The following is a 13,079-nucleotide window of genomic DNA, read 5'->3' on the forward strand; positions in this document are numbered from 1 at the left end:
CTTTGCATCTCATTCAATAATTAATAATTTTATGGAGTGCTGCTATATAATTTAAAATAAGTAAAGGGAATAAATCAGAAAAGGTTTACGAAGGGATAAAGATTTTACTTATTTATTATAGTATAAAACTAAAATTAAAGAGTGAGTGAAGGGAGATTTTTAAAATGAAAAGTAAACAAGAACGTAATTGGTTAATAGTATTAGGTACAATAATTACTCAATTAGGATTAGGGACAATATACACTTGGAGTTTATTTAATCAGCCACTTGTAAATAAATTTGGCTGGGAATTAAGTAAAGTAGCTCTTACTTTTTCAATTACAAGTTTTGCTTTAGCATTTTCAACATTATTTGCAGGTAAACTTCAAGAGAAACTAGGAATAAGAAAGCTTATATCAATAGTTGGAATAATAATGGGAGCTGGTTTAATGTTAACCTCTAAGGTAACATCAGTATCTATGCTGTATGTTATGGTTGGTTTAATTGTTGGAGCTGCAGATGGTATTGCATATATTACTACTCTTTCTAATTGTATAAAGTGGTTTCCTGAGAAAAAAGGCCTTATATCTGGTATTTCGGTAGGAGCCTATGGAGCTGGAAGCTTGGTATTTAAATATATTAATGCAAGTTTAATAAATTCGAAAGGTGTTTCTGTAGCGTTTTTGTATTGGGGAGTTATAGTAATGATTTTAGTATTTACTGGTGCTCAATTATTAAAAGATGCCGCATCTGAAGCGGTAAGTGCTAATAACATTACAAAGGAAAATAACTTTACAGTAAGTGAAATGTTAAAAACTAGACAAGCTTATCTTTTATTTACAGTATTCTTTACAGCATGTATGAGTGGGCTTTACTTAATAGGAATTGTTAAAGATATAGGTGTTCAATTAGCTGGACTTGAACCTACTGTAGCAGCAAGTGCAGTAGCTATGGTTGCAATATTTAATACTTCTGGAAGAATTATATTAGGAGCCTTATCAGATAAAGTAGGTAGATTAAAAGTATTAGTATTTACACTTACAGTTACTGCTATCGCAGTGTTTGTATTAAGCTTTGTACATTTAAACTTTGGAATTTTCTTTGCCTGTGTCGCTGGAATTGCATTTTGTTTTGGTGGAAACATTACAGTTTTCCCAGCTATAGTAGGAGACTTTTTCGGTTTAAAGAATCATAGTAAAAATTATGGAATTATATATCAAGGTTTCGGACTTGGAGCTCTTTCAGGATCAGTCATTGCTACACTAGTAGGAGGATTTAAACCTACATTTATAGTCGTTGGAATATTGTGTATTGCTTCAGTTGTAATAGTAGCTACAATAAAACCTCCTAAAAAGGTTGAAGCTACTAATAGAAATTTAGAAATACTTACAAAAGCTGCTTAAAAATTTATTGATATATTTAACCCCTCAACAAATGTTGAGGGGTTTTAATTATTTATAAATAACTTTAGAATTATATGCAAAGAACTCTGTATTGTACATAGATCTTGTCTATTTCATATTAATGTGAATCAACAATAACCCAAGATTGTAAAAATCATATTTACTCTTAGACATAACATAAAGAATTGTATTTTTAACTTGGATATTATACAGTAATTATGTAAAATAAAGATAAGATATAAATGGAAAAATATCACTTTAAGTAGCTGTTTGGAGTTATACAACAAGTAAATTGTTTATAATATAATTTTATAGATGTAAAACGGAAGGGGGAACTTAGGTGTGGAGGTATATAATTTACTTCCAGACTAAAGAAAGTTTATGGATAATAATGTGAATATATTAGTTGTAGAAGATGATTTAGATATAAATAATCTTCTGTGCAAGATATTAATTAAAGAAGGATACAATGTAAGAGCTGCATATTCAGGGACAGAAGCTAAAATGTGTATGGAGCATTATGATTTTCACCTTATTTTACTTGATTTAATGTTACCAGGAATAAATGGAGAGGATATTATTAAATCCGTAAGAAAGCTGAAAATAATGCCTATAATAGTTATATCTGCAAAAACTGAACAAGGTGTTAAAGTAGAAGCACTTAACCTTGGAGCAGATGATTTTATATCAAAACCTTTTGATACTAATGAGATTATAGCAAGAGTTCAGTCACAATTGAGACGCTATATGGTATTTTCTAAACCTAAAGAAGAAGAAAGAATATTAAGACATAAGGATTTAGTATTAAATAGAGATACTGTAGAGGTTACATTAGATGGAAAGCCTGTTATTGTTACAGCAAGAGAATTTTGTATATTAGAGCTTTTGATGGCTAATCCAAATAAGGTATTCACAAAGTCAAATTTATTTGAACATGTTTGGAATGAAGAATTCTTAGGAGACGACAATACAATAAATGTTCATATAAGCAACCTGCGCTCAAAGCTTTCTAAAATCAAACCAAATGATGAGTATATTCATACAGTATGGGGAATTGGATTTAAAATAAGTCAGCGAAATTAATACTTTCTTAAGTTTTTCTTTAAGGTATCTTGTTGATTATACTTTAATATATAGTTATACAAGAAAAGGAGGATAATTTAAGTTATGGACACAATACTTAGAACAAAAAATTTAACTAAGAAGTATGGTAATCAATTAGCAGTAAATAATGTTAATATGGAAATAAAACAAGGAGATATATATGGACTTGTTGGGAAAAATGGGGCAGGAAAAACAACTTTACTTAGAATGATAAGTGGGCTTACAATGCCATCTAGCGGAGAAATTGACCTGTTTAATGAAACTTCATCTCAAGGGTTAAATAAATCAAGAATGAGAACTGGAGCTATAATTGAAACTCCAAGTTTTTTCTCTTATTTATCTGCAAGAAAAAATCTTGAATATTATAGGATTCAAAGAGGGATAGCAGAAAAAGATTCCATAGATTATGCCCTTAAAATTGTAGGACTAAATGATACAGGAAATAAAAAATTCAAGAATTTTTCTTTAGGTATGAAGCAAAGGCTAGGACTAGCACTTACAATAATGTCTAGCCCAGATATGCTTATTTTAGATGAGCCTATAAATGGTCTTGACCCTACTGGAATAGTGGAATTTAGAGAAATATTATTAAAGCTTAATAGAGAAAGAAACACTACAATACTTATATCAAGTCATATATTAGGCGAACTTTCTCAGCTTGCAAATACTTATGGATTTATTCATAATGGTGTATTTTTAGAGCAAGTATCTTCTAAGGAGTTAAGTGACAATTGTAGAAAGGCCTTGGCTATAACTGTAAATGATACAGCAAAAGCAGCTGTTATCCTTGAGAGAGAGCTTGGAAGTAGTGAATATGAAATTTTAAATAATAATGAAATAAGATTGTATGATCTTATAGGTGTTCCAGAAAAGGTATCTAAAGTTCTTATAAATAATAATATTATGTTATACTCCATGAGTTCAGAGGGAGTAAACCTAGAAAGCTACTTTATAAATTTAATTGGGGGTGGACATAATGCTTAATTATATAAGAGCAGATATTTACAGAAATCTTAATAGAAAATATTTTTGGATTTATACAGGAATAATAGCTGCAATGGCAGTATTAGTTACAGTACTTTTTTATATTTCAAACGGAATTCCAGATAAAGATTTTAATTTAGTACTTAATATAGCTACTCAAGCATTTACTCTTCCTATATATTTAGTAGGAGCATTTGTTGAAATGGCAACTAGTGATGAGCAAAAGAATCAAACCTTTAAAAATGTAGTGTCTTTTGGAGTTACAAGAAATACAATAGCTATTTCTAAGGTTATTACTGCAGTTATTCTTTCAATATTATCAGCATTTATTATATTAACTGCATTTTCAATAAGTGGTTTAATACTTTTAGGGGGACCAAGTGACTTCTTATCAGAATTTCTTATAAGATTTTCACTAGCAAGTGTATTATGGATAGCAGCAATATCTATAGGTACATTTATAGCATTAGTTTTTAATAGTAGTAATATTTCTGCCATTGTATATTTTGGAATATTTTTAATGACGAAAAATATTATATCTTTAGTATCATTACTTGTTTGGGATAAATTTAGTTATTTAAATAAGTTTCTTATTTCTACTAAGTTAAATATTTTAGCAAAAGAACCTTTAATTATGGAGAATATAGGACCAGCAATACTAGTAGGAGTTATATACACTATAGTATTTACAGGATTAAGTATGCTATATTTAAGGAAGAAAGAAATTAAATAGATATTTATTAATTTAATTCTAAAGATTAAATAGAAAGGTGTGACCTATATGATTTTTATAATAGTTATTTGTCTTACCATTATATTGAGTATAGTTGTCACACTTTACATCTTATTAAGAAAAGAAATAAAAAGTGTGGAGAATCAACTTAGGTATATAAATAAAAATAAAACGAATTCAAGGGTATTATTGAAGACAGGGAATAAGAATGTTGAGCGGTTAATCTTAGAAATAAATAATACTATAGATTTGAAACAGAAAACAGAAGTTGATTACAGAAAGATGGATTCAGAAATTAAAGAATCAATTTCCAATATATCACATGATCTTAGAACACCGCTTACATCAGTAATGGGATATTTACAGCTTATGGAGGATCCTAATATAAGCCAGTTAGAAAGAAACGAGTATATGAATATAATAAAGGACAGAACAAAATCCTTACAGATGTTAATAACTAGTTTCTATGATTTATCAAGGCTTGAGGGAAGGGAATATAAATTTAATTTCGAATTAATTAATGTATCTAATTTAATTTGTGATTCAATAGCTTCATTTTATAATGACTTTACAAATAAAGGTATAGAGCCTTATATTGATATAGATGAAAATGCACCTAGTATTATTGGAGATGAAAATGCTGTAAAAAGGATATTATTTAATTTAATACAAAATGCATTGAAGTATGGGGAAAGCTTTATATCAATAAGTTTAAAGCATAGAGATGATTATATAATTACAACTTTTGCAAATGAGGCTAAAAACTTAAGTGAAGAAGATTCAAAGTGCTTGTTTCAAAGATTTTTTACAGCGGATCGTACTAGAAGTGGTAAGAGTACCGGCATTGGTCTTGCTATAACAAAAGAATTAGTAGAACAAATGGGACATGAAGTTTCATCAGAACTAAAGGATGGAAGACTCAGTATAATAATAAAGTGGAAAATAAAAAACATATAATTGAATAAAAAAAGCTTAGCAATCTATTTTAAGGATTGTTAAGCTTTTCTTTATTAAGATATTAATCTTCTTCTTTAATAATACTATTTAATTTTTAGAAAATTTATAAATATTTTAAATTAGCAAGTTAGGAACAATTTAACCTTAAGTTTATTGATAAAATATAATTACCACGTGGAAAAAGGTTGGTGATAATTTGAACTATAGCAGCACTATATTACAATGCATTGAGTATATCGAAGAAAATATAAAGGTGAATTTAACACCAGAATTAATAGCCAGAGAATGTGGATATTCAACTTTTCATTTTTGTAGGATATTTAGCATACATCAAGGTATGACTTTAATGGATTATGTTAAGAAGAGAAGGCTTTCATTAGCAGCAATAGACTTATTTAATGGAAATAGAATAATAGATATTGCAGTAGAATATGGATTTGATACACATAATGGATTTTTAAAGGCATTTAAAAAGGAGTATGGCTTTACTCCTACACAATATCTAAAACGTATGAATGGTTATTTTGGTGAAAAATCAAAATTAAAAGTTGGAGGTTATATAATGAATCCTATTATTGTTAAAAAGTCAGCGTTTAAAGTTGCTGGTTATGGTATTAAGACTAATGTTTCTAATGGGAATTATACAAAAGATGTCGCTTCATTTTGGAATAATTATTATGGTGAAAATTTAGAAAGTAAAATGTATAAAATTTTAGAACCACCAAAACATGGTGAGGTTGGTTTATGTGTATCATCTAGTAAAATAGATGGAGATGGAATATACCTTCTTGGTGTTATAGTTAATGATTTTACAAAAGTTACAGATAATATGATAACTATGGAAGTACCAGAGGCAACTTATGCAGTATTTACAACTCCACCAGTAGATACAACAAATGATTCAGAGCAAAATGACTTTTCTGATATAATAAAACAAACTTGGAAATATATATTTGAAGAATGGTTTAAGGATAGCGAATATAGTTTTGATGAAAGTAAGCTGGATTTTGAATTTTATGATGAAAGGTGTCATGGGAGAAAAGATACTGTAATGGATATTTATATACCAATAGTAAAAAAATAGTTTACAATTTTAATTGTTAATTAGCTTATAATAACATGAAGAAGAAAGATAAATTTGTGTGGTTTATTTAATATATTAATATTACTGGAAATTTTCATTTCCAGTAATATTTTTGTACCTTTTAAGTATCTTAATAAAATCAAACATTATTCATGAAAATTATAAAAAGTGTAAGCTATTAAACTAATACATTTTTAGGTAATCTTCAAATATGACAATGAAGCCGCTATTTTTTTAATATTTTAGGGAGGTCCATTAAATTAGAAATTTCATAAGTTGGTTTAATTCCAGTTTTATTTATAATTCTATTAGGATTGTACCAACAAGTATCTATACCAAAATTTATACCACCTTGTATATCAGAAGTTAAGCTATCTCCTACCATCAATACTTTACTTTTATCAGTATGATTTATATTATTTAAAGCAAGTTCAAATATTTTGGGATCTGGTTTTGCTACTTTTACTACCTCAGATATAATTATATCTTCAAAGTAGTTAGATATAATAGATTTTCTTATTCTATTATCTTGAACATCATTAAGACCATTAGTAATTATAGAAAGTCTGTAATCTTCACTTAAGATTTCTATAAGCGGTATACTATCATCATATAAAAATGATGCATTAGATAAATGTTTTAAATATGATTCTGAAAACTTAATTTCATCAAAATGTATATTTAATTTATCTGACAGTCTTTTAAATCTTTCTGTTTTTAACTTCTCTTGAGAAATAAGACCTTCTTCAAACTCATTCCAAATAATTTTATTTATATCTGAATAAATTTTTAAATGATAAGCCTCATCATATTCCATATTAAATTCAAGCATAGTATTTTCAAAAGCATATTTTTCGGATTTTCTAAAATCAAATAATGTTTCGTCTGCATCAAATATTATAATTTCATATTTCATAATAATCCTCCATATATAGTTAATTTTATAATTATAACATATAAATTTATATAAACATTAATAAATAGTTATATATTATTTTGCAATTTAGTTTTTGGAGATTCATATTTATTATCTACTTTTGCATTAATTATAAGCCCTATAAGAAATAAGAAGCCTCCTATTATCTTTCCTTTGGAAAATATACCTAAGTATAAATAGTCTATAAGTGCACTTGTAAACATTTGACCTATAAAACGAAGTATAACTATATATACTGCAGGTACTTTAGGAACAATAATATTAAAAATATAAGTAGTTAAAACACCTATAATGCCACCTAATAAATAAAATAGTGGAATAGATTTTATAGAAGCATATGAAGGCAGAGATTTTATCATAATAATACAAAGAAGAATTGATGATATTGTAGCCATTAAATAGTTTATAATAACTCCATTTATCTTACCTTCGGTTTGTGCAAGTTTTCCATTCAACATCATGTTTATAACTATAGTTATTCCAGTTATAAATGATAAAAAAATATATATCATTCTATTTCTCCTTATACAGCAATCATAAAGATCATCCCAATAGAAATTATAGATAATTCCAATAATTTTTCTTTTTTAAATTTATTAATAGGCATTCCAAATAATCCAAAGTGCTCTACAAAACTAGACATTATAATTTGGCCAAATAAAGTAATACCAATAGTAAGAGTTAATCCTATTTTAGGTATGCAGATATTATTTAAAAATATAGTTATAACGCTTAGAATTCCTGGTATAAAAAGTAGAAGTGGTATCTTTTTTAAATTGGAAAATTTATTCTTCTTTATTATTGATATAATTATAATTAATATAAGTCCTAGCAAGTGAAATACTAAGGTACTCATATAAGGGCCTATTATATTTGCTAGTATTCCATTAAGGAAAATCATTATAGCAAGTATAATTCCATTTACAAAAGCTAAATTAGTGTACATATATAAACTCCTCCTAAACTTTACAATCTTTTATAAATAAATTACACTATCTATATTAATCTAGACGTGACATATGTCATGATGGGAGGAATTATGAAAAGAATTTCTGATGATAAACTTTTAAATTATTATATTCACAAACATAATATAGAAAATATATTAGATGAAGAGATTTTAAAATATGCTCAGCTTCATTTTTATGAAAAAGAAGAATACATATTAGAAGCGGAAGGTAGTCTTGAGTATTATTATTTGCTTGTAGATGGAAAAGTTAAAATTTTTTATCCTTTTGAAAATGGGAAATCTATGCTTTTAAAGTTTTATAGAGACTTTAATACTATAGGAGATTTAGAGCTTTTAAAGAATATTCCTATACTCTGTAATATTGATGCAGTTGAAGATACTTATTTACTAGCAATACCATCAGATATACTTAGAAAAAAGTATTTTAATAATACAAAGCTTTTACATCATTTAGTGGATTCTTTAAGTGATAAGCTTTATGCGACTATTAATAATAGTTCATATAACTTTGTATATCCACTTATAAATAGATTAGCAACATATTTAGTTGAGCATATAACAGATAAAGACCATATAAATTTAAGTTCATCATTTTTAGAAATTGCTCAATTTTTAGGAACAACATATAGACATTTAAATAGAACTTTTAAAGAATTAGAGGAGAAGTCAATTATAAAATGTGATAATAAAATAATATATATTTTACATGAAGAGAAACTTAGAGAATTATCTAAAAATGTATTTATAAAAACTTTGTAATAAAAAACTAAATGTAATAATAAGTACAAAAATTTAGTTATATAAAGTAAAAAAAGCTTAGTTTTTATATCACTAAGCTTTTTTAATTATGTATTAAGGTTTATATTTTTTCTTCCTTTAACATATTAGTTAAATCGTCAAGCATTAAATTAGCAGCTTTTATACCACCTGCTGTATTCCATATAATATCGTCAACTTTATAAGCTTTATTATTTTTTACAACATTTAGAGATTTAAACATAGGATCATTTAACCATTCTTGTTCTCTAGCTAATCCTTTACCATCTCCTAATTCATAAGTAAAGTAGAACATTACATCTCCATCAGCTTCATTTAGTCTTTCTTTACCAATTTCATTAACGAACTCTGTTCCTTGTTGTGCGGCAGGTCTTTTAAATCCTATTTCTTTAAGAATAGTTCCTGCAAAAGTATCTCCAAGATATATTCTAGTTTTTCCATCCATGAATCTAACAAGTGATATCTCTGTATCTAATTTATCTTTAAAATTTTCTTGTATATAAGCAACTTTATTTTCATATTCCTGTATAGCCTTATTTCCTTCAGTTTCTTTGTTTAAAACCTTAGCATAGAAGTTAAAATTATCCTTCCATGCTCCTCTTATTGTATCTGAAAAAACAGTTGGTGCTATTGATTTTAATTGATCATATATTTTCTCATGTCTCATTTTATTACCAATTATTAAATCAGGTTTTAATGCAGCAACAGCTTCTATATTTACAGAGGTTTCTTTTCCAAGAGGCTTTACACCTTCAAGTTCATCTTTAGTATGTCCATACCATTCGCCAGTAACACCGGTTACAGCCCCAACTGGTTTTACACCAAGAGTAAGAAGTGCTTCTAAACCCTCATTAGTTAATACGACAACTTTCTTTGGGTTTGTAGGAATTTCAGCTTTTCCCATTGCATCTTCTATAGTTATAGTACTAGAGTTTGTTGCTGTGTCCTCTTTTTTATTAGAGCAACCTACAAATAGACTTACAGCTAAAACGCTTGATAAAATTATAGATAATAATCTTTTTTGCATAGTTATGCCTCCTATATAATTTATTAAATAATACAAAATTAAATTTATTTAATATGGATTTTAATACGTGTTTATGATATCATAAATGATAGAGATTATCAATAACAAATGATAATATTTTTCAGAGTTGGGCGGAGGAATTTATATGAAAAATATACTAAAGAGTAATAGTAGTAAATTGATACTGTTTTTATTGCTCATAATAACAACTATTATATTGTGCTACTTAAGCATTACTAAAGGATTCATACATACTTCTTATGATACATTAATAGATGCATACAAGAATTTTAATAATTCTCAAGAACATATAATCATAAGAGCTTCTAGGGTGCCAAGAACATTAAATTCTCTTCTTGTGGGGGGAGCTCTTGGCGTATCAGGACTTTTAACCCAAGGATTAACTAGAAATAAATTAGCATCACCAAGTATATTAGGTATAAACTCAGGAGCAGTACTTACTTTAGTTATAGCCCTTACATACTTTCCTAATATCTCTTCTTTAGGCCTTGCATGGTTAGCATTCTTAGGCGCATTAGGGGCCTCTATATTAGTTTATTTATTATGTGGAGGACTTTCAGGAGATATAAAGCCTATGGATTTAACATTAGGTGGGACAGCATTAGGTGCATTGTTTTTTTCCTTAGCACAAGGAATTTTATATAAAAATGAAGTTGCTTTAGAGCAGGTTATTTATTGGATGACAGGCTCTGTTGAAGGTAAAAAGTTAGAGGTAATTATTGAATTTATGCCAGTGATACTTGTAGTAATGATAGCTACATTATTTATTGGAAAAAAACTTAATGTATTTTCATTAGGAGAAGAAATGGCAAGATCACTAGGAATGAAAACAATGTATTTAAAGATAGCCATAATAGCTATAGTTGCAGTTTTATCTGGGGTATCTGTAGCTTTAGCAGGCCCAATTGCATTTATTGGGCTTATAACTCCACATATAGTACATAAGTTTGTTGGAACGGATTATAGATGGTTAATACCATTTTCAATATTAACAGGAGCATCTATATTATTGCTTGCAGATATAATGTCAAGATTTATAGTATATCCTAAAGAGGTTCCAGTAGGTGCTTTAACCGCACTTATAGGAGGACCATTCTTCATATACATTGCAAAAAGGAGGAATAGATAATGATAAATGTAAGCAAAAAGACTATCAAATTAAGTATAATTTTATTAATTGTTACTATTCTAATATTTATATTTTCTTTATGTATAGGTGAAGTAATGGTAAGCCCACTAGATGCTTTAAAAAGTATATTAGGTATGAATACTGGGTTTTCATCTGTTTTAGTAATGAATATAAGGTTACCGAGAATACTTGTTGCATTTTTTGTAGGTGCATCTTTAGCATTATCAGGAGCTATACTTCAGGGAGTAGTTAAAAATGATTTAGCATCTCCTGATATATTAGGAGTAGTTAATGGGGGATCTGTTGGAGCATTAGTATTTTTAACTATTTTTACAGATCCTAAAAATAATTCATTAACAACATCTATATTTTATATGCCGATCTTTACTTTTGCATTTTCATTTATAGCCTTAATATCTATTTTACTTATAATTGGGAAATCTTCTTCAACAAATAAGTTAATTATAATAGGAATTGGGATTTCTGCTATTTGTAAGGCTATAACTAATATTCTTATAGTAAATGGACCAGTAGTTTTTATAAAGGAAGCTACTACATGGATAACTGGAAGTATATATGGTGCCAATTGGACTCATGCAGCAATAATTATAGTTATATTCAGTATTTTTACAATATTAACTGTAATATTTATTAAGGATTTAAATCTTCATCAGCTTGAAGATGATGTTATAACAGTACTTGGTAATAGTGTACATAAAAGTAGGATAATACTGTTAGGTCTTTCTGCTGCATTAGCTGCTGGAGCTGTAACTATTGGAGGAGGTATATCTTTCGTAGGTTTAATAGCTCCACATATTGCAAGAAAGTTGGTAGATTCTAAATTTGAAAATATAATACCTCTTTCAATATTCATAGGTGGAATAATAACATTATTAGCTGATTTTGCATCCAAATGGTTATTTTATCCACAGGATTTACCTATAGGTATATTTACAGCCTTTATAGGAGCACCTTACTTTATATACCTTTTAATTAAGAAAAGAAATTATAAGAGGGGATGATAGAGATGATAAAAGCGAAAGATTTAAAGTTATGTTATGACGAAAAAATTATATTAGATAATATTAATTTAGATATAGAAAAAGGAAAGATTACAGCGTTAATAGGTTCAAACGGATGTGGAAAATCTACATTAATAAAGGCTATAGCAAGAATACTTGCTCCTAAAAGTGGTACCATATCAATGGAGGATAGGGATATACTTAAAATGCCTTCAAAAGAAGTGGCTAAGTTATTAGCAATGCTTCCTCAAAGCAGTAATGCCTTAGAAGATATTACTATTTATGATTTAGTAAAGCAAGGAAGATACCCGTATCATACCTTACTATCATTTTGGAGCAAAAGAGATGAGGATATAGTTTTAGAGTCTATAAAAAAAGTAGGACTTATAGATGAAAAGGACAGAACATTAAATAATTTATCTGGAGGACAAAGACAAAGAGCATGGATTGCATTAGCTCTAGCACAAGATACAGATATCATACTTCTAGATGAACCTACAAATCACCTAGATATAAAGTATCAGTTAGAAATTTTAAATATTTTAAAAGATTTAAATGAAAAAGAAAATAGAACAATAGTAATGGTTATTCATGATATAAATCATGCATTAAAATATGCTGATAATATTGTTGCTATAAAGGATGGCAATATATTAACTCAAGGATCAAAAGATGAGGTAATAAATGAAGAGCTTATAAAAAATGTATTTGATGTTGAGTGTAAACTTATTGACTCTCCTATAGATAATTGTAAATTGTGTATACCATTCATATAAATTTTATAGATAAATAGTAGCTTTCTATTATGCAGAAAGCTACTATTTTTTGTTGTTTAATAAGCGATATCTAATATAAAATTAAAATTGGAATAGCTTTAGTAGTTAGTAGAAATAAAATTACTTGATATAATTAATAAAAAAGTATAAAAATTCCTGAACATTATAGTGGTTAT

14 protein-coding genes are annotated in these 13,079 nt (G+C 27.6%); 10 read left to right on the forward strand and 4 right to left on the reverse strand.

Features of this window, described 5'->3' with window-relative positions:
* The first annotated feature begins 164 nt into the window (after positions 1–164).
* The 6 genes from ACH36K_RS02145 to ACH36K_RS02170 all read left to right on the forward strand — a co-directional run bounded on the left by ACH36K_RS02145 (position 165) and on the right by ACH36K_RS02170 (position 6,244).
* Positions 165–1,382, forward strand: a complete 1,218-nt coding sequence (locus ACH36K_RS02145; RefSeq protein ID WP_411169363.1) for an OFA family MFS transporter — start codon at positions 165–167, stop codon at positions 1,380–1,382.
* Between the two features lie 381 nt (positions 1,383–1,763).
* Positions 1,764–2,465 carry a response regulator transcription factor gene (locus ACH36K_RS02150; protein ID WP_411169364.1) on the forward strand — a complete coding sequence of 234 codons (702 nt, stop codon included), beginning with the start codon at positions 1,764–1,766 and terminating at the stop codon, positions 2,463–2,465.
* A gap of 84 nt (positions 2,466–2,549) precedes the next feature.
* On the forward strand, positions 2,550–3,470 hold the full coding sequence (locus tag ACH36K_RS02155) for an ATP-binding cassette domain-containing protein (protein WP_411169365.1): 921 nt from the start codon (positions 2,550–2,552) through the stop codon (positions 3,468–3,470).
* A complete protein-coding gene (locus ACH36K_RS02160; protein ID WP_411169366.1) occupies positions 3,463–4,203 on the forward strand; it encodes an ABC transporter permease in 741 nt (246 codons plus the stop codon). Before ACH36K_RS02155 ends, ACH36K_RS02160 begins: the two co-directional genes overlap by 8 nt.
* A 189-nt stretch (positions 4,204–4,392) precedes the next feature.
* The gene (locus ACH36K_RS02165; protein WP_411169367.1) at positions 4,393–5,160 is read left to right on the forward strand and encodes a sensor histidine kinase; all 768 of its coding nucleotides are present in this window, start codon (positions 4,393–4,395) and stop codon (positions 5,158–5,160) included.
* Positions 5,161–5,356: 196 nt separating this feature from the next.
* Positions 5,357–6,244 (forward strand): effector binding domain-containing protein, encoded by an 888-nt coding sequence (locus tag ACH36K_RS02170; RefSeq protein WP_411169368.1) that lies wholly within the window; start codon positions 5,357–5,359, stop codon positions 6,242–6,244.
* Between the two features lie 226 nt (positions 6,245–6,470).
* Here the strand turns inward: ACH36K_RS02170 and ACH36K_RS02175 are convergent, their stop codons facing one another.
* The 3 genes from ACH36K_RS02175 to ACH36K_RS02185 form a co-directional block, all read right to left on the reverse strand.
* Positions 6,471–7,160: a YjjG family noncanonical pyrimidine nucleotidase gene (locus tag ACH36K_RS02175; RefSeq protein ID WP_411169369.1), complete on the reverse strand. Its 690-nt coding sequence runs from the start codon at positions 7,158–7,160 to the stop codon at positions 6,471–6,473.
* Positions 7,161–7,228: 68 nt separating this feature from the next.
* The gene (locus ACH36K_RS02180) at positions 7,229–7,693 is read right to left on the reverse strand and encodes a DMT family transporter (protein ID WP_411169370.1); all 465 of its coding nucleotides are present in this window, start codon (positions 7,691–7,693) and stop codon (positions 7,229–7,231) included.
* An 11-nt stretch (positions 7,694–7,704) separates the two neighbouring features.
* Positions 7,705–8,127, reverse strand: coding sequence for a DMT family transporter (locus tag ACH36K_RS02185; protein WP_411169371.1), 423 nt, complete (start codon positions 8,125–8,127; stop codon positions 7,705–7,707).
* 93 nt (positions 8,128–8,220) lie between these two features.
* Here ACH36K_RS02185 and ACH36K_RS02190 point away from each other — a divergent pair, with 93 nt between their 5' ends.
* Positions 8,221–8,910 carry a Crp/Fnr family transcriptional regulator gene (locus tag ACH36K_RS02190; RefSeq protein ID WP_411169372.1) on the forward strand — a complete coding sequence of 230 codons (690 nt, stop codon included), beginning with the start codon at positions 8,221–8,223 and terminating at the stop codon, positions 8,908–8,910.
* 100 nt (positions 8,911–9,010) lie between these two features.
* Here the strand turns inward: ACH36K_RS02190 and ACH36K_RS02195 are convergent, their stop codons facing one another.
* Complete coding sequence (locus ACH36K_RS02195) at positions 9,011–9,955, reverse strand: ABC transporter substrate-binding protein (protein ID WP_411169373.1); 945 nt, start codon at positions 9,953–9,955, stop codon at positions 9,011–9,013.
* Between the two features lie 145 nt (positions 9,956–10,100).
* Here ACH36K_RS02195 and ACH36K_RS02200 point away from each other — a divergent pair, with 145 nt between their 5' ends.
* From ACH36K_RS02200 to ACH36K_RS02210, 3 genes are read left to right on the forward strand one after another with little or no spacing between them, the layout of a single operon-like run.
* Positions 10,101–11,105 (forward strand): FecCD family ABC transporter permease, encoded by a 1,005-nt coding sequence (locus tag ACH36K_RS02200; protein ID WP_411169374.1) that lies wholly within the window; start codon positions 10,101–10,103, stop codon positions 11,103–11,105.
* Entirely contained in the window at positions 11,105–12,127 is a 1,023-nt protein-coding gene (locus ACH36K_RS02205) for a FecCD family ABC transporter permease (protein WP_411169375.1), read from the forward strand. The genes ACH36K_RS02200 and ACH36K_RS02205 overlap by 1 nt, the downstream gene beginning before the upstream one ends.
* Before the next feature lie 5 nt (positions 12,128–12,132).
* A complete protein-coding gene (locus ACH36K_RS02210; protein ID WP_411169376.1) occupies positions 12,133–12,903 on the forward strand; it encodes an ABC transporter ATP-binding protein in 771 nt (256 codons plus the stop codon).
* The last annotated feature ends 176 nt before the right edge of the window (positions 12,904–13,079 follow it).

The sequence above is a fragment of the Clostridium sp. MB05 genome, assembly GCF_046581255.1.
In the GTDB taxonomy this organism is placed as follows: domain Bacteria; phylum Bacillota; class Clostridia; order Clostridiales; family Clostridiaceae; genus Clostridium.